The sequence below is a fragment of the Plantibacter cousiniae (nom. nud.) genome, from assembly GCF_977070315.1.
In genome coordinates this window covers 139,325-160,951 of sequence record NZ_CDRVEU010000013.1, presented here as the reverse complement: position 1 = coordinate 160,951, position 21,627 = coordinate 139,325, and the positions used below count along the sequence as shown (strand labels likewise).

The following is a 21,627-nucleotide window of genomic DNA, read 5'->3' as shown; positions in this document are numbered from 1 at the left end:
ACTCATCACTCTGTGCTGTGAATGACGTCGTCTGAACACATTTCGAACATCTCCTTCTAGCCGGCTTTGATGCATGTGAAGGAGCACAGATCTCAAGGGAGCAAGAACCGGAATGCCATGAACAGCCCCGCGGCACTGGGAGAGCCTTGAACCGTTCTCCCTGCGCCGTCCGGATTGGTTTATTCAATAAATCGGTTACGGCCGGCCAATACCGCAAAGACAATCTGCAGGCACGCCGCAGATAACAGCAACCACAGTGATACCTGCCAGGTGCCGAAAACACCATGTAGCCAACCGGCCAGGAACGGCCCCACCGATCCTAAGCCATAGCCTACACATTGGGCCATGGCCGACAACGAGCTCGCCTGGTGGTGATCACGAACCCGCAGACCGAATAATGTCAGGCACGTGACCATCGACATCCCTGCCCCGACCCCGGCGAACAATAACCAGATCAAAGACAAGGCAGGTGCCCAGACCAGACCCGCCATGCCAACGGTGATCGCCAGCGAGCATACGAACCCCAGCAGACGCTGATCTTTCAGGCGCTTGATGGCAATGGAAGTAGACAGGTTGGCGACGACAGCAATGGCTTGATAGGCAAAGAGATGAGCACCCGATTCCGAGGCACCAATCCCGACCGAACTCGCCATGGCGGGATACCAGTCAATCAAGGTGTAGAACGTAACCGTCTGCAGTGCCATGAACATCGACACCTGCCAGGCGATGGCGCTTCCCCACACTGATTTACTTGCAGCAGGTGGTGCAGCAGGAGCCCGGCCACAAGCGCTCTTCAAGTGTGGCAACCAACATGCGATGGCTACAAGGGCAAGGACAAACCAAACCCCAAGGGAAGTCTTCCATGTATAGCCGGTAAGCACCGACAACGGAGCTGAAAGGCCGCTGGCCAGTGCAGCCATCAGGGCCATGGTTGCGGCATATAACCCAACGCACAGAGCTGCGTGACTTGGGAAGTCTCTCTTGACCAATGGAACAACCAACACATTTGCGGTGGCAATGCCTCCACCAATGAGCAACGTTCCTAACCATAGGCCAGTGTAAGTACCACTGGAACGGATGATGCAGCCGATTGCGATAAGGCACAGCGCACCAAATAACGCCTGCTCCAATCCAAAACGTCGCGTCAGCCAAGGAGCCAGCGGCGAGGCAGAAGCGAACATCAGCAAAGGCAAAGCGTTCAGAAGACCGGCAGCAGCGCCACTCAAGGAAAAATACTGCTGCACTTGGTCAAGAACTGGCCCCAGCGAGGTAATCGGTGCCCGCAAATTCGCGGCGATTAGCAAAATGCCAATTAGAAGGGATGAGGCGAATAGAGAGTTTCCGGCACGAACGGCCGAAGATGAACTTGTCATGAGTACCACGCACAACTGGGGACGAGTTAATCCCGTGTGTGCGTTGGTTGACGTTAACGCTTACGCAGAGCGCCAAAGCGCAATGTCTGCTGGTAGGGTAACAAACCGTGAGCAACATTTCAACCTATGGCTTCCCATGCATCTGAATCGCCCCGGGTTTCGTAGACACCTCCATGCCTTAAACTGAGGCCAATCAGGAGGTGCCATGAGCGACCCACGTTATCCCGAAGAATTCAAAATCCAAGCGGTCAATCAAGTGATCGAAAAGAAGCTGCCTGTCGCGGATGTGGCGGCGCGTCTGGGCGTGTCGAGGCATAGCCTCTATGCCTGGATAAAGCGCTACAGCAAACCTCAGGCAGAACGGCAGCAAGACGATGATCAGCACGCTGAACTGCGTCGTCTGCGAGCGGAACTCAAGCGGGTCACTGAAGAGCGAGACATCTTAAAAAAGGCCGCCGCGTACTTTGCCAAGGAGTGCGGCTGAAGTACGCCTTTATCAAGCAGCGCGCGGGCGACTATTCCATTCGACGGCTTTGCCTGGCGCTGAAAGTCCATCCCAGTGGTTATTACGCTTGGTTGTCTGATCCGCAATCTGCACGCGCTAAAGACGACCAGCGATTGCTGGGTTTGATCAAGCACTCGTGGCTGGAGAGCGGCGGAGTTTAGGGCTATCGCAAAATCCATGACGACCTGCGCGAGGTCGGGGAAGATTGTGGTCGGCATCGTGTGGCGAGGTTGATGCGTCTTGAAGGTCTGCGCTCTCAGACTGGGTATCGACGTCGCCGTGGAAAGTACGGCGGTAAGCCAGCGGTCGCCTCACCCAATTTGCTGAAGCGCCAGTTCGATGTCGTGGAACCCAACAAGGTTTGGGTCACCGACATCACCTACATTCGTACGTATGAAGGCTGGCTGTATTTGGCGGTGGTGCTGGATCTGTTTTCTCGTCAGGTCGTTGGCTGGTCAATGAAGTCGCAGATGACCAGTGATTTGGCCATTGATGCGTTATTGATGGCGGTTTGGAGGCGAAAGCGAAACAAGAGGTGATGGTTCACTCCGACCAGGGCAGCCAGTACAGCAGCTCTGATTGGCGCAGTTTTTTGAAGGCAAACAATTTGGTTGCCAGCATGAGCCGCCGAGGCAATTGTCATGACAACGCCGTGGCCGAGAGCTTTTTCCAGCTTCTGAAACGGGAACGGATCAAGCGGAAAATCTACACCTCGCGACAAGATGCTCGCAGTGATGTGTTTGATTACATCGAAATGTTCTACAACGCAAAACGCCGCCATGGTTTCAACAATCAGCTGTCACCGGTAGAGTTTGAAAAACGTTACGCAATGAGCTTGCAAGGTGTCTAGGGATGCTCCGATCAACTTGCCGCGCAGCGATGGCAGGTCATAATTCACCATGCACGCAGCGCTATTCCCTAAAAACGGTCTAACGCAGTGTGCGGCAGAGCGTTTTCCGCTCGGTTTTCCGTGTTAAGCGCGCAACTCACCCAAACCCATCAGTCGTTTTCGAGCCATCCACAGGTTCGACAGGGCGAACAGCGTGGTCAGTTGGGCCGTGTTTTTCATCAGCCCACGAAAGCGTACTTTCACGTAACCAAACTGGCGCTTGATGACCCGAAACGGATGCTCGACCTTGGCGCGTGTCTGCGCTTTGCAGTACTCGATCTTGCGCTTGGCTTTGTACAACAGGCTGCGTTTGTTCAGCTTGGAATACGTGCTGCGCCGAGCCACAATTTGCCACATCACGTCACGATTTTCGTGCTCTTCACGCTTCTCGACACCGGTGTAACCTGCGTCCGCATAGACCGCGTTTTCGTCCCCGTGGAGCAGTTCAGCGACTTGGGTGACATCGGCCACATTGGCAGCGGTGCCATGGACGTGATGAACCAGTCCAGACTCAACGTCAGCGCCGATGTGGGCCTTCATACCGAAGAAATACTGGTTACCCTTCTTGGTCTGATGCATCTCCGGATCACGCTCGCCGTCTTTGTTCTTGGTCGAGCTTGGGGCATGAATAATGGTCGCGTCGACGATGGTGCCCTGGCGCAGTGACAGGCCTTTTTCCTGCAAATAACCGTTGATGACCGCGAGGATGGCAGGCGCCAATTGATGCTTCTCCAGCAAGTGCCGGAAGTTCATGATCGTGGTGTCTTCAGGGATCGGCGCGCTCAGTGTCAGATGCGCGAACTGACGCATGGGCGTGATTTCGAAGAGCGCTTCTTCCATGGCCGGATCGCTGAGGGAGAACCAGTTCTGCAGCAGGTGAATGCGCAGCATGGTTTCCAGGGGGTAAGGTTTTCGACCGCCACCGGCCTTGGGGTAGAACGGCTCGATCAGGCCGAGCAGACCTGTCCAGGGCACAACCTGATCCATCTCGGCAAGGAAGCGTTCGCGGCGGGTTTGCTTGGGCTTGCCGGCGTACTCGAAGTCGGAAAAGCTCATCTGGCTCATGGGAGGCTCGGATTAGGTGGTCAGGCGATTTTCGCATACCTGGGACTTGTTCGGAGATTCCTTAGCTGATGGACTTCCAGCAAGCGGCGAAAACGCAGCAAGGTGGTGGCATCCGGTGCAGACTCGCGACCCAGGTCGATACCCATAAAATCGCGGATGGCCTGGCTGTCGTAGACGGCATCTTCGCAACCTTCATCGGAGAAACCGTAACACTGCTGCACGACGTACATGCGCAACATGCGCGACACCCCTATCGCAGGGCGTCCGCGCTTGCCTGCGGTGTTGCTATAAAACGGCGCCACTTGCGCCTCCAGTTGGGCCTAGGGCACCAACTGTTCAAGGTCAGCCAGGAAGCGATCTCGGCGAGTCTGCTTTTTCTTGCCGGTATATTCGAGTTCGGAGAAAGTCTTCTGCACGCGCGTAACGCTCACGGAGAGGGAGGCTGGTTGAAGGAACTTAGTGTGCCAAAGGTGGGAACAGTTGGCTATTTTTGCAGCGCCTCCTTAAGTCTCTTTAGGTATTAACTCATGATAACCATCAAGCAAATCGAGGCTCTTTATTGGGTTGCTCGGCTCGGAAGCTTCGACGAAGCTGCCGACCATATCAGCACAACCCAGTCGGCTATATCCAAGCGCATCCAAGAGCCTGAGCAGCGTCACGGGCCGCCAACCGAGAGAACAACGTACGAGCCGGCTTCTGCCGATTGGTTACTCATTCGCCTTGACGGCGCTTCTCTCTTCCTTGGCATCGGTACCTTGTTCGTAGCTCAGCTTTACGGCATCGACTTGAGTTTGTCGGCACAAGCATTACTCGTGGTGACCATGGTACTCACCTCAAAAGGCGCGGCTGGTGTCCCGGAGTTCATGTTTGTGATCCTATCCGCGACCCTGGCGAGTGCCGGCTTGCCACTGGAAGGGATAGCCTTTATTGCGGGCGTTTACCGCTTGATGGATATGCCAACCACAGCGTTGAATGTCTTGGGCAATGTATTAGCGCCATTGGTTATTGCAAAGTGGGAAGCGCGGCGCAGTGAACCTAAGCCGAACCCTGGCCTTCCCGCAAAGCGTTCAGCTGGACATCGAAAGGCTGCTGCGCACCCACCCCGACCTGATCATTGCCCGCCTGAGCGCTCGAAGCGCTGCGGGCAGCAGGAGCTTCATGCTGATGATGAAAGAGGACGGGATGCAGATCGGGCGATTCAAGGTACGCAAGTCGATGCGCCAGTTGAGCCACTACAATTTTGACGCCCGGTGACCCAGGCCAGCGCTAAGATAGAAGCGGCACGTAGTACCATTCAAAAGCGCCGCTGCATCTCGTCCTGGCGATAGAAATTGACGATTTGCGGATGAGTATCCGGGCGCACGCACATGATGACGTGATGCAGGACTTCACCGCTTGCAGAGTAAGAGCTGCGATTGAGCAACAGGGCAGGTTGACCAGGCAGCAACTCAAGCTTGGCTGCCGCATCGAAATCGCAGAAGTGACCTGTCTGGCCCGCACAGCACGCGCACCTGCGAACTCTTCGGCCGATCCGCGAGCAAGGTTACTAAGGTGAATATTCGATCCTCACCGGCTTCCAGCTGACGTTGAAAACCTGGGAAGGTGGTATCGGGCTTGCTTGGGCCTTCATGAATGCTTCAGATTGTAAGAAGGTAAGAGGTTCGAATGACGACGCTATTGAAAACTAATGGGCGACTCTATTGAAAACTAATGGGCGACTCTGGATTTTCAAGATGCAAAATGTTATTAATCTCGCAAAGCACCTCAACCGGCTTTGGAAGTAATCGTATGCGCTAAGGGGCATGAGATTATCTCTCAGGACAAATAGGCGAGAGCAGCTTGGAGCCCTTACTTATGAAAGCCGAACGGCTGTTGCGTGGACAGGACGTCTGACAATCAACTCCAAATAAGGACTCCAAGCTAATCTCGAAGGCGACATGCCATCGGTCAACGAGAATTTTTTTGCAAATAGCGACGTCGCACTTGACCAAACTCTGCGATTCCGTCAGGAGACTTGGATACAGGTATCCGGTTTTTTAGAGTAGGTACGACCACGGGCATCACGTCGAACTGACGGTCAATCGGCCGATCGAAAAAGCGGAAATTCAATTCGAAATATGCGTGAGAGGCGTCATGATTTTGCCATTACAAATTGGTATGCAGGAAGGCGGAAAAGCCTGAACGATTTCGATTTTGTTGTCGCTTGCCCAACGTAAAAGACTTGGTAGAAAGTCCATAGGTTGGGGACCTTCATGACCACTGGGACGATCATGGAGGACCATAAGTGTCCAGTCATTTTCGAGTATATCGTTCTTTGCCTGACTCAACCACGCATCAGCGGTATCTACATCTACCTTTCTATCCAGCGGGACACTTGTCCAAAGAACCACAGTAGCGCAAGAGTCGACAATGTAGTCGATTGCCTCTTTATTTAATAGATGAGTTCCTAGCTTCCCACGGCCATTCGGCCTGAAAAACCGCTTTTCATGCAAAAGGCCATCCAGCAGATCATCCATATCCTCTATTTCTTTCCTCGCACGCCCCTGCTCAGTCTGAAGACCAAGTGGGGTACCGTGGGATAAAGTATGGTTCCCAATCCAATGCCCTTCCGCTTTGGCCCTCGAAGCTAGCTCTAGGCCGCCGGGAGACAGCAGGCTCTTGCCAACCAGGAAAAAAGTTGCCTTGACCTGGAATTCATGCAATACGTCAAGAACATGCTGAGTGATCCCCGGCGTCGGCCCATTATCAAACGTAAGAGTTAACCTCGGCATGGCATGCCTCCGCTCATTTATAGTTGACCACTTTTCACTCGCTCCGAGAAAAAGTGGTCGCGATTCTGTCATTTAAATCAACGCTGGATAAGAGCCACCGTCAAGATGTATATTCTGCCCAGAGACATATCCTGCCAAGTTACTGCACAGGAAGGCACACATCGCACCAAACTCCCTTGGCTCGCCTAGCCGGCGGGCGGATATACTTTCAACCTGACGACGTCGCGCCTCGTCATAATCAATATTATCGCGAGACATTGCGACACGGGCCATCTGCTCTTGTCTAGCGGTATCGAACCGCTCGGGAAGCATATTATTGATCGTGACATTGTAGCGCGCCAGTTCAATTGACAAGCCTTTCATGGCGGCAGTGAGGCCTGCACGAGCGCCAGCAGACAACGTCATATGCGGCCTGGGGGTGGTAACCATCGCCGACGTGATGTTTATGATCCTGCCAAACTTACGTTGCTGCATCGAGGGAATAACAGCCCTGGAGAGTTGTAGCGGCGCAACCATATTGGCCTCTAATACCGCCATCCAACGCTCTTCATCGAAGTCAAGAAATGCTCCAGGAGCCGGACCCGCGTTATTATTGACTAGGATATCCGGATGCGGGCAACTATCTAGGAGAACGCGCCTGCCCTCCGTTGTTGTCACGTCGGCAGCAATACCGCTAACCTTTCCACCTGTGCTGGCGCGCAGTCTTTCTACCGCCGCCTGCAGCCTTTGCAGATCACGCCCATTAATGAAAACCTCGACGCCCTCTAGAGACAACGCCTCAGCACAAGCATACCCCAGCCCTTGTGTCGATGCACAAACCAATGCCACTTTATTACGAATTCCGAGCTCCATGGCAAACACCTTGTTTTTAATGCATTAATCAGAAAATCAGACTGAGCGGATTTGATCTTTAGTCACCAAGGCTCCGTCAATGACTTCATCAACGGACTCACGCAAAACAGTGTTGGACAACAGCCCAACACCCTTGATGTCAACGACAATGTCGTCACCTGCTTTCATCCACAACTGGGGCTGCCGAGCCATTCCCACGCCGCCGGGAGTACCCGTTACAATAACATCGCCTGCACGCAACTCCGTAAATGTGGAGCAATAAGCAACCAACTGCGGCAATGTGTAGATTAGGTTTCCCAACGTACCGGACTGCACAAGCTGTCCGTTCAGTCGTGTTTCAATAGTCAACTGCTCAACATCCGGAATTTCATCTTTAGTAACAAGCCACGGCCCGAAGGCGCCAGTAGACGGAAAGTTTTTACCGGGATGAAACTGCGAAGTGTGCTTCTGAAAATCGCGGATACTAGCATCATTATAACATGCGTAGCCGGCAATGACTGAAAATGCATCTTCCTCCGGAACTCGCCTGCATGTTTTTCCAATTACAATGGCGAGCTCACCTTCATAGTCCAACATCGTAGATTCGGGCGGAAGCAAAATAGGCGCTCCATGACCTACTTGACTAGCTGCATAGCGTGCAAACACAGTTGGATAACCTTGTTTTTCCCGACGCGTCTCCAGTCGATGTTCTTCATAGTTCAAACCGATGCAAAGAATTTGTCGAGCATTCGGAATGACTGGATCGAATGCAACATCAGAGATCGAGTAGTGAGGCGCAGGGTCACCCTCGATTAGCTTATTGATCGCTTCAAACGCCTGCCATTCGATGGCGTCTCGCAGCGTATCATACTCGGGCATGTGCGACTTCAGATCATAAATGCCGCCCGATACTAGAGCGCCCCAACTGGATTCCCCAGCCACACTATAACTAGCCAATCGCATTACGACCTCCTTTTAATATTTTTATTCGCGGTGCCTAAGGGTATTGTTTGGGGTTACGTCACCAGCTATCCATCTATCCAAGTCTGAACTCGCATGGGCTCGCTGAAACCCCAGGATCTGGTCGAGATCTTCTGGATCGACAGCAAACTCCAATTCCAGCCCATCCGCTGTATTTATGTAGAGAGATCTACAGTAGCCGTGATCAATTTCGCGAAATGGGATGCTCGCTGCTGTAAGATTTTGCTTTATTACATCTTGTTTGGCAGTGCTGACCTTTAGCGCCAGGTGCTCAAACCTGCTCACGATTGGCGGAATTGGCGCCTGGCATTTCTCAAACATGGTTGGATCAGCAAACTGAAAAAATGCAAGTGCGCTGCCGTCGCCTAGCGCGTAGAAGGTGTGGCAAAATACGTGCTCTTCATCCAACTCTCTTAAGCGTGATTTCTCAATCCACGTCGCGACAAGTGGAAAACCTAGAACCTCCTCCATTAAATAACGTGTTTTCGCCTGGTCGCGTACGACGCAGCCAAAGTGATGCAACCTCGTCAAATTCTCGTCCTTATGCGTCAGATTGGTCATAACCACCTCGCAATTCTCGTGTTGTTTTACGGACTTTTCGCAAAGCTCTGCGCGACATACCCACTGTACTGACCCGCCAACGACGTGGTGTCACAGCGGCACCGGTTTTACGCCCACGAGAATTATTATGCACAAAAATTTTTTTTATGCAATCATCATCCTCGCCCTGGGCTTTCACCCAACGGCAGCCTCTCTACAGCGCGAGCAGACGCTCTGCAGCCCACGAGTGCGGCGACCCTTACAAAAATAAAAACCAACGGGAAAGACATTGATGCAAAAAAAAATCACCAAGGCACGCACGTGCCTCCTCCTCGTGGCGATGATCTGCTCGGCAGAGGGAAAGGGCTCAGAAAGCGGACAGGTACACTACCCGGTGGGTGTTGGCACCATTATGAATGGCGCCATGCCCCCTCCTGGGGAGACCAGCCACTATCACTATGTACAATACTATGAGAGTAATCGTTTCAATGATGGGAAGGGGCGGTCGGCCATTCCAGATTTCAAGGCCGAGGTCTATGCATGGGCCCCGCGCATCGTGCACACATGGAGTGAGGGAATAGGCCCCTTTCATGTATCCTCAGGCATCATAGCCCCTATAACCAAGGTCAGTCTTCGAGCGTTTGGACGACAGGAAACGAGTACCGGATTTGGTGATCCGGTGATTGCTCCCGCTCATCTATATTACGTCAGTCCCACTGGAGATTTTTTTGCATTTGGAGGGGTAGATATCTACGTTCCAATAGGAAAATATAACAAAAAGGACTTGGCAAACAACGGCTTAAATTATTGGACGTTTGCGCCAAGCTTTAACTTTACCTGGCTTCCTACACCGCGCTCAGAGCTTTCCATGACATTCTTCACCGAGTTCAATACGGAAAATCGCGCTACACACTACAAGTCAGGAAACAATGCGACAATAGATGCTGCAATCGCGTATAAACCGTTTGAAAAACATCCAAAAGTCAAAGTTGCACTCCAAGGCTTTGCAACAAGGCAATTTACGGACGATACCGCAAGGGACACACTGATAGTAGATGGAAACCGCGGACAGGCATTCGGGATTGGTCCGCAGATATCCTATGATCTTGCGGGCGGCTATGGCGGCGTGCTTGTTAAATATCAAAAGGAATTTGGCGTAGAGAACCGGTCTCAGGGGAACCGTTTCTGGTTTGAATTTACCCTACCCTTCTAGGTCATCTTCCTCGGCAACCGAGATAAAGCTGGCCATTGCGAGTAGGCAATGCCAGCTTGGCGGTGGTGGCTATAGGGCCTAGATGGTGTACTCACACGCGCCATTTGCGCATTTTCACAAGGCCGGCCGTGCACGTAGTCGACCGCCTCGGGTTCTCGCAGCATTAATTTCTGCATAGATCACGCTGTTGCCTTATCCGCGCTGCTGTTGAAGCAGCCGCGGATAGTTGGCTTGATCCAGTTTCTATCGTTACTCGTGAGTCGTGTAGACATCGGTATTGGCCAAGCGGTGTATAAGCGGCTTTCCGAAGCTGGCGCCGGATGTCGCGAGCTGCTCCCGCACCTGATTGACAATATATGCACCTATCGGGATAGCCGAGGTAGCTGCTGGCGAGGGCGCATTACAGACGTTGAAGCTGCGGGTAGTTTTAACGAACAAGAAATCGTCGATCAGCCTCCCATCCGGTGATACCGCCTGTGCGCGAACGCCGGCCGGGTAGGCTGTCAGGTCGTCCTTGACGATACTAGGACAATACTTTTGGACCTGCTGAAGGTAGCCACCCTTGAACAACGAGTTTTTCAGCTCTATAAGGCCGGGCCGCATATTGCTTTTTAACACCTTGAGGATGCCTGGGCTGGCCAGCATGTCAAACATGTCGGTCAGCGAAAAATCTATCTTGCGATAGCCTTCGCGCTTCATCGCCAGGACCGCGTTGGGGCCGACGGTGACCGTACCATCAATCATTCGGGTCAAGTGCACGCCGAGGAACGGCATCGCCGGGTCCGGGATCGGGTAGATCAGGTGATTAACAATCTGGTTGTGCTGCTTTGGTAGCAGATAATACTCGCCACGGAATGGGCATATGTCAAATTTAGGCTTGATCCCAAGCATGCGCACCACGCGGTCGGCCATTAGGCCCGAGCAGGTGATGAGGAAGCGGGCATGAAGTTCTTGATCCCCGGCACGTAGCACCACTTCATCTGAATGCTCATCGATCGCGAGCACTTCGCTCTTGTAGCGGATCTCACCACCGGCGGTTTCGAATTCCCGACCCATGGCCGCGGTCACCAGCGCATAATCCACGATGCCGCTGGAAGGCACGAAGATACCGCCTAGGCCGACGATGTTCCGCTCGCGCTCGCGCAGTTCCGTGCCCGTCAGCCACTCGCGCTTGATGCCGTTTGCGGCGGTGCGCTCCCATAACGCGCGCATGCGCTCCATTTCAAGTGCATTAGTGGCCACCAACAATTTGCCGCATTCGTCATAAGGGATGCCGTGCTTGTCGCAGAAAGCCTTGGTGGCTTTATTGCCTTCAAGGCAGAAACGCGCCTTCAGGCTGCCCGGTGTGTAGTAGACGCCGGCGTGGATAACGCCGCTGTTATGGCCGGTCTGGTGCATGGCCAGGCCGGCCTCTTTCTCCAGAAGGAGAATTTTTGCATCCGGGTAATCTTGAATTAGTTGCATGGCGGTGGACATGCCCACAATGCCGCCACCGATGATGATGAAGTCGTACACAGCCATTAGATTGCACCTACCTGGATCAGGTTTTGTGTAAAAACGAGCAGGACCATGGGTAGTGGCCTTGCTCTCTTCAGCGCTATGCAAGTCTTACTGACCACCCTGGTACAGGTTTTTTTGATAGCTGAGGTAGCCGCGCTGACGCATCAGCTCGCGGCGCAAGCCTTTATGAGCGGTGAAGCGATCACGGCCATGCAGCCAGAACATGTTGTTGATCAACAGGAAGCTGCCGATCGGCACTGGTACCGATAACTTCTGAGGGCTGTTTTCCAGGGACTCGCTCAGGGCGTTGAGCCAGATACCCTCCTCAAAATCCTTGGGCTGCACGAATTGGTCGATGTAGCGCATGGTTGGACGGCCTTCGGCGTCACTGTCAAACACCGCATGGAAAACGTCTTCACGCACGTTCTTGCTCGGCGGTGCGGTGAAGCGCATTTCACGGCGGGCCAATGGATGGCCGTAGAAATGCTGCAGATCTTCCCAGTCGTCCAGGTGCAGCAACAGAGAGTTACCACCGTCCATATTCTGCTCGTCGATCTTCATCATCATCACGTAATCGGTACGCTCGCGCATGAAGGTGCCGTCATTGTGCAGCTCCATCACCCGATGTGGCTGGCGGAGGTAGCTGTCAGAGTTGTCCGTGTTGACTACTACGAAGCGCGCATAGAACTGGCCGCTCATAGCATCGAAGTTGGAGCGGCCGACTAGGTGCGCGACGGCAGAGGAAAACTTGACCATGTCATCGGCCTGCGTCACGTCGCTCAACCCTACAGGGGTTATTAGCATCCCGCCCGTGGTGCGATCAAGGATGGTGCCAATGAGAAACGGGCGCAATGTACCTCCGCATAGCTCGTCGAGCAGCTGACCAACTCGAAAGCGCAGAAACGATTTGTACTCAAGAGCCTGTACTGGCCATTGCGCCACCGCCTCCAAGAACGCATCGACGGTTTCCTGGGTAAATTTTATCTCTAATAGGCGCTGCGACTGGCAGGAGGAGGAAACGGTGAATCCCTTGGTTTCTGACGGTGGTGACATCACAGGGTCATGGCATTGGGTAAAGGTGTTCATGGCGACTCCTGGGCAGAAAGATAGTGAACTGGAACGCGCCTGAAGGTATCGTCAATACACAGGAATGTCTACATTTTACGTAACTGTAGACATGTTTTTTCCGGCGCAGGTTTTTACCTCAATGGAGGATTCGGTATGATGGGGTTTTAGCGAGTTCAGGAGCGGCATTTTGGAAAGCCCAATCCCCAGGCTTGACTCTGCATTCAGCGGGTATGAGCGGCTGAAGCTGGATATCATTCGCGGGGTGTTCAAGCCAGGCGAAAAACTGCTCATGGGTGGGCTCAAGGAACGCTATCAGCTGGGGGTCGGCCCGCTCCGCGAAGCACTTTCGCAATTGGTTGCCGAACACCTCGTTGTGGTCATTAGCCAGAAGGGTTATCGAGTCGCGTCCATCTCGCTGCAGGAAATGCAGGACATCTATGATGCCCGTGCCAACCTCGAAGCGATGATTGTTGGCCTGGCCATCGAAAGGGGAGATGACACCTGGGAAGCCCAGGTGTTGGCCCATTCCCATACCTTGTCAAAAGTCGGGGACGTCACAAGTCGGGATAAAGCACTCGAGATTTGGGATGAGCGGCATAAAGCGTTCCACAGTGCCATTGCAGCGGGCTGCGGTTCCAGGCACCTACTACAGGCGCGCAAGTACCTATTCGATCAAGCGGAGCGATATCGGCACCTGTGGCTGACGCAAACGATGTTCTCTGCGGAAGCCCTGGAGCTTAAGCGCAAGGAGCATGCCGCGCTGGTTGAGGGCATCCTGGCGCGCGACTCCGTTCGGGTGGCAGCTTTGATGCGCGATCACTTAATGTCGCCCGTGCCAATCATCATAGAGATTATGCACCGCGGTGCGAATGAAACGTCACGGAAGACAGCTTAGCTGGCTTCATGCCCAACTGAGTGTAACGTGGGAGCAAGCAACGCTGCGGGAAAGGAGGCCCTGCTAAATGGAAATCTGCCCCGAGAGGATGCAACGAACGTGGCATACCGAAGGGTTACGGATTAAGCATGCCCTCACAACAAAATCTTTCAGTACTACGGATATGAGAAGTCAGGAGCTGAGCGGCTTCATTAAAGTCTCGACTCAATACGGCTTTATATAAATTCTCATGCTCGGAATTTTTTGCGCGGTTAGTCTTGCGATTCCTTGCGGAGAAAATTCGAAAGCGCTCAGCCTGATCGAAAAGGTCTTCAACCATTTCCAATAGTAGCGGAGAGGTGCATGCAGAGTAAGTGCACAGGTGAAACCCACGATGCCTGCTGACCCAGGCGTTATCAACCAGACCAGGCTCTGGTCCCATCCGCTGCTCAACTATTGACAAACTATGAAACGCGGCAACTAGATTGGACTCCCAATCATCACCGCCGTAAGCGATCGAGTCACGCAATGCCTCCATTTCAATTAAGAGCCTGACCCTCGTCAAATCTCTGACTGCTTCAACGGTGATTGGCGCGACGCGAAACCCTCTATTTTCGACCATCGTAATCAATCCCCCCCGCACGAGTCGATTCATCGCCTCTCGTAGGGGGCTACTACTGAAGCCAAATCTACGCTGCAGCACTTCAACCCGGAGGCGATCGCCGGGTTCGAATTCACAGTTGATAAGCGCACTGCGTAGTGCATTACACGCTTGATCGACCAGAGGGAGTGCTTGCGCTGAGTCAACGGATGATTTTGTGTTCATTTTTTACTGACAACGAAAGTTTGTCGGTAGGATAGCACTTATTATGCACAAAGAAAAATATTTGCACATTAGCCTTAATCGCTTCCGAACATCATGCTGCAACCCCGCAAAGTCAGATGTCCGCCGCCATTGAGCTTCAGTGCCGCAGTCGCCTTGTCGTTCGTTCGCCACAGACGAAAAGCGTTTCAGGAATCCAGCGTAAGCCGCCTGTGATGTGGCTGGTGCGGTAGCAAGCATGACTATCCTCGCGGCCTTGCAGTACATCGGATCGCGGCTGACTGACCCGTTTCGTGACCTTTGCTGGAGCGCCCAGGAATGCGCGCCACTTCTCGCCCGATCGGCACACATCTTCTAGAGGCAACCCGATCAGCGATAAGCGCCACTTGGGAATTACGATGGACTATGACCTATAGCTTGCGTAAAGTTTAGTTTTGTGCATAACTATCCAGGCAAAGCGTATCCCCAACCGCGGAACGTCGATCCTCATCAAAAAGACGATGCCCGCGTGATAAAAAACAAAAAAGATAGAGGGCTGCTATGGCTCAAGCATGTTTCGTCCTGGTACATGGTGCGTTTCACGGAGGCTGGTGCTGGCGTGGGGTGGCAGATGGTCTTCGTCGTCTGGGTCATGAGGTCTATACTCCAACGCAAACCGGGTTGGGCGACCGCAGTCATCTGATGAGCGCCGATATCACCATGGCCACGTTTGTCCGTGACATTCAATCGACCATTGAAATGGAAGAATTGAATGAGGTCATTTTGGTGGGCCATAGCTTTGGCGCGCGGTCTATATGCGGCGTATCGGATATCATCCCTGAGCGAATAAAACATCTGGTGTTTATCGATGGAGGCCTACCCTTTGATGGTCGGAGCCGACTCGAAGGGATGACAGCTGAGGACCGAGAAAGACGTTTAGCCAGAGCTGAAGCCAATGGTGGAACCAGTGTCCCCCCCCCTGACCCATCTGCATTTGGGGTGAGCGACCCAGTTATAGCCCGATGGCTACGCAAACATCTGACACCACAGCCATTAGGCGTCGACACGTCCGCATTGAAGTTAAAAAACCCTCTCGCTAATGGTATCCCGGCGACCTACCTTAGATGCACGTTGCCCGCATTCCCTGGTGTGGAGGAAAGTGCTGCTTTTGCTCGCAGCCAACCGGGATGGCACTACATCGAAATCGACGCTCCCCACAACGTCATTGTTACGCACCCCGAGCTGACAATCGAGTTTTTGGACACTATTGCTAAGCCTGCCAATATAAAAAGTATGCTGTGAGAAATCAAACACAACAATATTTGTAACCACACGATAATAAGAAGGGAGAAGTATATGCGCGCCGCTCGATTACATAAAGTAGCTACCCCGTTTCAAGTTGACGAAATTGACATTCCTGAGCCCACAGGATCTGATGTCCTAGTTCGGGTACGAGCATGCGGCGTGGTTCCAAACCTCCGCAATGTTGTTTATCATTACCCTGAATGGTTTCCTGACCTGCCGCTCCCCGCTTTACCCGCTATCTATGGCTTGGACCCTGTGGGTGAGGTCGCAGCTGTCGGGCCCAACGCAAGCGGTTTGCAAACTGGACAGCGTGTGTATGTAAACCCTCTACGGTACTGCGGAACCTGTGACCATTGCCTCAGTGGCACAGGACTGCTCTGCGCCAATCAAACGATGGCCGGCTACTTCGGGATGGGCCCAAAATCTCATGACATTTATGCGCGCTATCCTTGGGGTGGATTTGCGGAATACATGATCGCACCTGCGGATTCCATGGTCGTACTTTCAGACAAGGTTTCCTTCGAAGCCGGAGCGCGTTTCGGTTACTTAGGGACGTCATACTCAGCGCTGTGCAATGCAAAAGCCGGTGTACGCACGACCGTTCTCGTGAATGGGGGAACGGGAACGCTAGGGGTCGGGACGGTCATGTTGGCGCTGGCTATGGGCGTTCCGAAGATCATCGCGGTGGCACGCAACAGTGAGCTCCTCGAGCGAGTTAGGGCCCTCGCCCCTGGCCGTATAGAGATTATGAACGCGAGAGAAGGGAATCTTCCTGAGCGAGTGCGTGCTGCTACTGATGGTCAAGGCGTAGACATTGTCGTCGATTGCCTATCCGCTCATTCGGGCTCTGATCCAACCATGGATGGATTGATGTCGTTGCGCCGTGGTGGTCGACTGGTTTTCATCGGAGGTATGGACCACGTTTTGCCAATGACTCCAATCTATTTGATGGTACAGCAGATCTCATTTATTGGATCCTGCTGGTTTACTACCTCACAGGCGCAGGATATGGCTAGCATGGTGGATTCCGGAGTACTTGATTTGTCAGCACTCGAGCATAAGATTTACGAGTTAGAGCAACTCAATGAGGCGCTGGTTGCAGCCGAGAACCGGACGCATGGCGGGTTCGAGAATATTGTAGTCAGGCCTTAGATTAGCGTCGGATGCCGAGCCGCCGAAATACCGACTGATGAAGTTGGCTAGTATCGAAAGCTCGCAATTGACACGCGCCTGTCTAGTATCAAATGCCCGATGAAACATTAGTTTTTCATAGCAAATGATCTGCAGGCGCGCGGTAATTTTTTAGCTAACAAGTCAGCTTACCTAGCCCGAGTTTTATGAGCGTATTGGAGGTCAAATGAAAGTTCGCCGTATCATTGTAGGAACCGGTAAGAACGGTAACGGGGAGATTGTTTCCGACATTGCTTCGGTTCAAGGCACTACGCTCGACGCGCTACCGGGCTTCGAATCTGCCCTGTTCTGGTCAACGAGCGCACAGGCCATCGTCGCCACCGGGGAACCACAAAGGAGCGAGATGACCGTCGGAAGTATTCCATCGGTTGGAGAAACCCGTTTAAATATTGTGTCGATCCCCCCTGAGTCCACGATGGCGAACGCTGCATTTGACGGTGCTGCCTTTGGGGAAGAACTATTGAAAAAAATGCCTGAGTTTGCATCCACTTTTGAAGTGAATGAGCCCGGCATGCACAGAACCGAGAGCATCGACTATGCTATTATTCTGGAAGGTGAATTGGTTCTTGAACTTGGAAACGGCCAAAAGATCCAACTTCATGAACATGATGTGGTTGTACAACATGGAAATAAGCATGCTTGGCGCAACATGAGTAATAATACAGCGCAGATTTTATTTGTATTGATCGGTGCTCGTCGATGCTAACAGCATAATCGCTTATGACTAACAGCTTCCCGCATCACAATCGACCCCTGTACCTATAAGCGTCGCAATAGCTAATAAACAGGTTCATCCTACACGACGCCGTGGGCTGCACGTGCCGCGCGCCCAGAGGGTTCGGGTAGCCGTAAGCCCAGCCTCATCAGCAGCGGATTTGCGCAGGTATTTGCGACATTTGGTTGGGTTTTCCGGCCCCCGTGGCGCGCACGCTAAAATCACCGAAACCAGTACGGGTCAATAGTGCGGCTTTAGATAACGCTAACAACTGGTCGCTCGAGCAGCCCATGGGCAAGCCAACCTACCCCGGACTGGAGAGCGCATTGCTCTGATTTATTCCTAGTTGGTGCCCGCTCACCCTCCTGCGCGAGTAGTTGGACTAGGCAGCCGCCAGAAAAAAAATTCCAACCAGCGAAGGCAAATCGAACGAATTTTTCTCAGAGCGAACCTTTCCGATCACCATAGTGAAATTCTTTCCCCGGGCCGATCGATAAAATTTGCAGCCTATCTTGCTCTTAGGTATGACTGCGATGTACGACGCCGCTACCCGATTCATCCACGCCGGTAGAACCCCCGATGCGTTCGGTGGGTTGGTCAATACCCCAGTATTCAGGGGTTCGACCATACTTGCGAAAAGCTTTGATAGCTGGGAAGCGAGCAAGGTCAATGGCAACCCTTATTCCAACTACGGCCGGTTTGGTACCCCTACCACCCGCTCGTTCGAGGATGCTATTGCCGAACTCGAAGGCGGCCACGGCTCCTGCGTGTTCCCTTCGGGCCTATCTGCCTGCGTGCATTCCCTGCTCGCATTCGTCAGCACCGGTGACCACGTATTGATGACGGACAACATTTATGGCCCTACCCGATCCTTCACTACCAATGTGCTGAGCCGTATGGGCGTAGAGGTGGAGTTCTTCGAACCGGCAATCGGCGGTAAAATTGCAGGACTGCTGCGACCAAACACTCGGGTGGTGTTCACCGAGTCACCCGGCTCGCTGACTTTTGAGGTAGCAGACCTGCCAGCCATCTGCGATGCCGCTCATGAAGTGGGTGCGTTCGTCCTGCTGGATAACACCTGGGCGTCGCCTCTGTACTTCAAGCCTTTCGAACACGGCGTCGACGTCTCGATCCAGGCAGCGACCAAATACATCGTCGGACACTCGGATGCCCTGCTTGGTACCGCTACAGCAAACAAGCGCGCCTGGGCCCAGCTAAAGGCCGGCGCTCATGACTTCGGTCAGATCGCCAGCCCCGACGACCTGTTTTTGGCCTTACGCGGCCTGCGGACCATGCCTGTTCGGCTGCAACAGCACTGGAGCAATGGTATCGCCCTGGCGAACAGTCTTGCCCAGCATTGCGCGGTGGCCGATGTGATGCACCCCTGCCTTGCCCAACACGCCGGGGCATGACCTGTGGAAGCGCGACTTCCTCGGCGCGAGCGGTTTGTTTGGTATCCGTTTGAAAAGTTGTGATACCGACGTGCTACGACGCCTGTTCGATCACCTCAAGCTGTTTGGCATTGGTTTATCCTGGGGCGGATTCGAAAGCCTGGTCGTCCCGGTAGGCACCCCGCTTCGTTCGTGCGAGCAAAGCGCAGGCCAGGGCTATGTGGTTCGTGTGCATGCACGCCTGGAGCATGTCGACGACCTCATCGAGGACTTCACGCGCGCACTTGATATCGCGACTCGCTCTCCACGGGTTGCAGTCGCCTGAACGCGGGCCTCCCGGTCCGCGCTATCCATTGAATACTTTCGCTTAAGAGAACCTATGAAAACGTCGTTGCTTGGCACTATTACCGAAGAGTATCTGCGCACCACTGCATTCGATTGCATCGTGGTAGGCGTACATGCGGCTGCCCTCAAGGGCGCTGCACACTGGATCAACAGTCTGTGTTCGGGGTTGATCGAGGACGCCCTGGAAAGCAAGGACCTGGGCGAGAATCCCGGCGATACCCTGCTGCTGCGTACCGGCAGAGCCCTGGCCAGCCGGCAAGTCCTGCTGGTGCAGTTGGGCGGTTCCGTCGAGATGGACGCAGCCCGTCAACGCAAGGTGATCGCCGGCGCAGCGAAAGCGCTGACGACCACGCGCAGTGCCCGCCTGCTGTGGTGTCTGACACAGTCGTTCGAGCAGGAAACCGCCGTAGGCCAGTCCATCCAGGCCTTGGCAGAAGCGGCTTACCGCTTCGACGCCTTCAAGAGCGAGCCGGATCCTAGGGCAATCGCCCTGGAAGAAGTGGTGCTGGTCGTGGCTGATGTACAGGTCGCCTCGGAGGATCAAATCCTGCGCCGCGCCGATGGGATTAGCCAAGGCGTCAGCCTGTGCCGCGACTTGGGCAACCTGCCACCTAATCAGTGCACACCCACCCATCTGGCCAAGGTGGCGGAAGGTTTGGCACAACCGCAAAGTGCCAGAACCACGGTTCAGGTATTGGAACGCGAAGACATCCAGGCGCTGGGCATGAATAGCTTTCTGTCCGTCGCCCGGGGTTCAGTGCAACCGCCCAAGCTGATCGTGATGGAACGCAAGGCCGGACCAGAGGGACAGGCGCCGCTGGTGTTGGTCGGTAAGGGCATCACCTTCGACTCCGGCGGCATTTCAATCAAGCCTGGGCAGGCAATGGATGAAATGAAGTACGACATGTGCGGTGCGGCGGCCGTCTTGGGTACCTTCAAGGCGATCATCGAGATGGATCTGCCGCTCAATGTCGTCGGTATCATTCCAACCTGTGAAAACATGCCATCAGGCGAAGCGTTAAAGCCGGGCGACATCATTACCAGCATGGCGGGCAAGTCGATCGAGGTGCTGAACACCGACGCCGAAGGGCGCTTGATTCTGTGCGACGCACTGACCTATGCCGAGCGCTTCGAACCTGCGGCGGTGATTGATATAGCCACCTTGACCGGTGCCTGCGTAGTGGCGCTGGGTAACGTACACAGTGGTCTGTTTGCCCGTGAAGATGCACTGGCTGAAGAGCTGATCGCCGCTTCCCAAGCCTCCGGCGACACCGTATGGCGGATGCCGCTGGACGGCGCTTACAACGATTCGCTGAAATCCAACTTTGCAGACCTGGCGAATATCGGCGGCCGTGAGGGCGGCGCGATCACAGCCGCGTGCTTCCTGGAAAACTTCACTCGCAAGTATTCTTGGGCACATTTGGACATCGCCGGGACGGCATGGAAAAGCGGCGCGCAGAAAGGAGCTACAGGCCGCCCCGTCAAATTGCTGACCGAATATTTGGTTGCTCGGGCTACTGCGGCGTCATGACGGACCAAGCCCTCCCCCGTCAGCGCCACAGTTTGCTTGAAGATATACAGTCCATCTTAGTAGGAACGCTGCTGATTGCCTTCGGCATGAGCCTGTATGCCGACGCACATTTGGTAACCGGTGGGGGTGCTGGCCTCGGCTTGCTGGGGCACTACCTCACGGGCTGGTCGGTCGGCACATGCTTCTTCCTGGTCAACCTGCCGTTTTATTACTTGGGCTACAAGCGTCTGGGCGTGGCCTTTATTCTGCGCACCTGCGCGGCAGTGTGTTCGTTGGCGGCACTGAGCATCGCTCTGCCCGGGATGATCAGCTACGACGCCCTCAATCCGCTGTTCGCTGCGTTGGTCGGGGGTGCCTTGATCGGGGTCGGGCTTGTCTTGATCTGTCGCCACGGGGCAAGCTTGGGCGGGGTGATCATTGTGTCGCTGTATTTGCAGGAGAAGTACGAGATCAGTGCCGGAAAAGTGCAGCTGGTCATCGATTGCCTGATTCTCTTAGCCGCCCTGGTGACGGTTTCATGGGGAGACTTGTTGCGCTCGATTGCGGGCGCTGCCGTGATCAACCTGATCATGATCTTCAACTTCAAGAAATACCGTTACAACGGATTCAGTTGATCCTTTAAATCGTGGTCAATGCACGCGGAAGTGTGCATTGACCCGTTGACTGTTTCGAAATGTATCGCTTGCAACGACAGTATTCTCCATGGCCCCCGCGAAACCAGTAGCGGCGTCCATTCA

18 protein-coding genes and 4 pseudogenes are annotated in these 21,627 nt (G+C 53.9%); 12 read left to right on the top strand and 10 right to left on the bottom strand.

Annotated elements, in window-relative coordinates:
- Nucleotides 1–179 precede the first annotated feature (179 nt).
- Nucleotides 180–1,373, bottom strand: a complete 1,194-nt coding sequence (locus ACW55A_RS22910; protein ID WP_498811225.1) for an MFS transporter — start codon at nucleotides 1,371–1,373, stop codon at nucleotides 180–182.
- 205 nt (nucleotides 1,374–1,578) lie between these two features.
- Here ACW55A_RS22910 and ACW55A_RS22905 point away from each other — a divergent pair.
- Nucleotides 1,579–2,728: pseudogene (locus ACW55A_RS22905) on the top strand (IS3 family transposase).
- Nucleotides 2,729–2,851: 123 nt separating this feature from the next.
- Here ACW55A_RS22905 and ACW55A_RS22900 read toward each other — a convergent pair.
- On the bottom strand, nucleotides 2,852–3,832 hold the full coding sequence (locus ACW55A_RS22900) for an IS5 family transposase (RefSeq protein WP_498811224.1): 981 nt from the start codon (nucleotides 3,830–3,832) through the stop codon (nucleotides 2,852–2,854).
- 62 nt (nucleotides 3,833–3,894) lie between these two features.
- Nucleotides 3,895–4,248, bottom strand: a pseudogene (locus ACW55A_RS22895) (transposase); the annotation flags it as partial.
- A 111-nt stretch (nucleotides 4,249–4,359) separates the two neighbouring features.
- Here ACW55A_RS22895 and ACW55A_RS22890 point away from each other — a divergent pair.
- Nucleotides 4,360–4,836: pseudogene (locus tag ACW55A_RS22890) on the top strand (cation:dicarboxylate symporter family transporter); the annotation flags it as partial.
- Nucleotides 4,837–4,915: 79 nt separating this feature from the next.
- Nucleotides 4,916–5,059, top strand: a pseudogene (locus tag ACW55A_RS22885) (IS3 family transposase); the annotation flags it as partial.
- 878 nt (nucleotides 5,060–5,937) lie between these two features.
- Here ACW55A_RS22885 and ACW55A_RS22880 read toward each other — a convergent pair.
- From ACW55A_RS22880 to ACW55A_RS22865, 4 genes are all read right to left on the bottom strand, one after another.
- The gene (locus ACW55A_RS22880; protein WP_410930704.1) at nucleotides 5,938–6,603 is read right to left on the bottom strand and encodes a polysaccharide deacetylase family protein; all 666 of its coding nucleotides are present in this window, start codon (nucleotides 6,601–6,603) and stop codon (nucleotides 5,938–5,940) included.
- A 72-nt stretch (nucleotides 6,604–6,675) separates the two neighbouring features.
- Complete coding sequence (locus tag ACW55A_RS22875; RefSeq protein ID WP_410930703.1) at nucleotides 6,676–7,455, bottom strand: SDR family oxidoreductase; 780 nt, start codon at nucleotides 7,453–7,455, stop codon at nucleotides 6,676–6,678.
- A 36-nt stretch (nucleotides 7,456–7,491) separates the two neighbouring features.
- Complete coding sequence (locus tag ACW55A_RS22870) at nucleotides 7,492–8,397, bottom strand: fumarylacetoacetate hydrolase family protein (RefSeq protein WP_498811223.1); 906 nt, start codon at nucleotides 8,395–8,397, stop codon at nucleotides 7,492–7,494.
- A 21-nt stretch (nucleotides 8,398–8,418) separates the two neighbouring features.
- A complete protein-coding gene (locus tag ACW55A_RS22865) occupies nucleotides 8,419–8,976 on the bottom strand; it encodes a VOC family protein (protein WP_410930701.1) in 558 nt (185 codons plus the stop codon).
- A 271-nt stretch (nucleotides 8,977–9,247) separates the two neighbouring features.
- Here ACW55A_RS22865 and ACW55A_RS22860 point away from each other — a divergent pair, with 271 nt between their 5' ends.
- Nucleotides 9,248–10,168 (top strand): SphA family protein, encoded by a 921-nt coding sequence (locus ACW55A_RS22860; protein ID WP_410930700.1) that lies wholly within the window; start codon nucleotides 9,248–9,250, stop codon nucleotides 10,166–10,168.
- Nucleotides 10,169–10,417: 249 nt separating this feature from the next.
- Here the strand turns inward: ACW55A_RS22860 and lhgO are convergent, their stop codons facing one another.
- On the bottom strand, nucleotides 10,418–11,689 hold the full coding sequence (lhgO, locus tag ACW55A_RS22855) for an L-2-hydroxyglutarate oxidase (RefSeq protein ID WP_499140647.1): 1,272 nt from the start codon (nucleotides 11,687–11,689) through the stop codon (nucleotides 10,418–10,420).
- Between the two features lie 87 nt (nucleotides 11,690–11,776).
- Nucleotides 11,777–12,754 carry a glutarate dioxygenase GlaH gene (glaH, locus tag ACW55A_RS22850; protein WP_410930699.1) on the bottom strand — a complete coding sequence of 326 codons (978 nt, stop codon included), beginning with the start codon at nucleotides 12,752–12,754 and terminating at the stop codon, nucleotides 11,777–11,779.
- A 169-nt stretch (nucleotides 12,755–12,923) separates the two neighbouring features.
- Between glaH and csiR the strand changes: the two genes are divergently transcribed.
- On the top strand, nucleotides 12,924–13,631 hold the full coding sequence (gene csiR / locus ACW55A_RS22845) for a DNA-binding transcriptional regulator CsiR (RefSeq protein ID WP_410930698.1): 708 nt from the start codon (nucleotides 12,924–12,926) through the stop codon (nucleotides 13,629–13,631).
- A 115-nt stretch (nucleotides 13,632–13,746) separates the two neighbouring features.
- Here the strand turns inward: csiR and ACW55A_RS22840 are convergent, their stop codons facing one another.
- On the bottom strand, nucleotides 13,747–14,436 hold the full coding sequence (locus ACW55A_RS22840; protein ID WP_498811222.1) for a GntR family transcriptional regulator: 690 nt from the start codon (nucleotides 14,434–14,436) through the stop codon (nucleotides 13,747–13,749).
- 537 nt (nucleotides 14,437–14,973) lie between these two features.
- Here ACW55A_RS22840 and ACW55A_RS22835 point away from each other — a divergent pair.
- From ACW55A_RS22835 to ACW55A_RS22805, 7 genes are all read left to right on the top strand, one after another.
- Nucleotides 14,974–15,714, top strand: a complete 741-nt coding sequence (locus ACW55A_RS22835; RefSeq protein WP_410930696.1) for an alpha/beta fold hydrolase — start codon at nucleotides 14,974–14,976, stop codon at nucleotides 15,712–15,714.
- 54 nt (nucleotides 15,715–15,768) lie between these two features.
- A complete protein-coding gene (locus tag ACW55A_RS22830) occupies nucleotides 15,769–16,869 on the top strand; it encodes an alcohol dehydrogenase catalytic domain-containing protein (protein ID WP_498811221.1) in 1,101 nt (366 codons plus the stop codon).
- A gap of 205 nt (nucleotides 16,870–17,074) precedes the next feature.
- Complete coding sequence (locus ACW55A_RS22825) at nucleotides 17,075–17,614, top strand: cupin domain-containing protein (RefSeq protein WP_410930694.1); 540 nt, start codon at nucleotides 17,075–17,077, stop codon at nucleotides 17,612–17,614.
- A gap of 542 nt (nucleotides 17,615–18,156) precedes the next feature.
- Nucleotides 18,157–19,035 (top strand): trans-sulfuration enzyme family protein, encoded by an 879-nt coding sequence (locus ACW55A_RS22820; protein ID WP_498811220.1) that lies wholly within the window; start codon nucleotides 18,157–18,159, stop codon nucleotides 19,033–19,035.
- A complete protein-coding gene (locus ACW55A_RS22815) occupies nucleotides 19,013–19,339 on the top strand; it encodes a PLP-dependent transferase (protein ID WP_498811219.1) in 327 nt (108 codons plus the stop codon). The genes ACW55A_RS22820 and ACW55A_RS22815 overlap by 23 nt, the downstream gene beginning before the upstream one ends.
- A 54-nt stretch (nucleotides 19,340–19,393) precedes the next feature.
- On the top strand, nucleotides 19,394–20,890 hold the full coding sequence (locus tag ACW55A_RS22810; RefSeq protein ID WP_498811218.1) for a leucyl aminopeptidase: 1,497 nt from the start codon (nucleotides 19,394–19,396) through the stop codon (nucleotides 20,888–20,890).
- Entirely contained in the window at nucleotides 20,887–21,504 is a 618-nt protein-coding gene (locus ACW55A_RS22805) for a YitT family protein (RefSeq protein ID WP_410930691.1), read from the top strand. The genes ACW55A_RS22810 and ACW55A_RS22805 overlap by 4 nt, the downstream gene beginning before the upstream one ends.
- The last annotated feature ends 123 nt before the right edge of the window (nucleotides 21,505–21,627 follow it).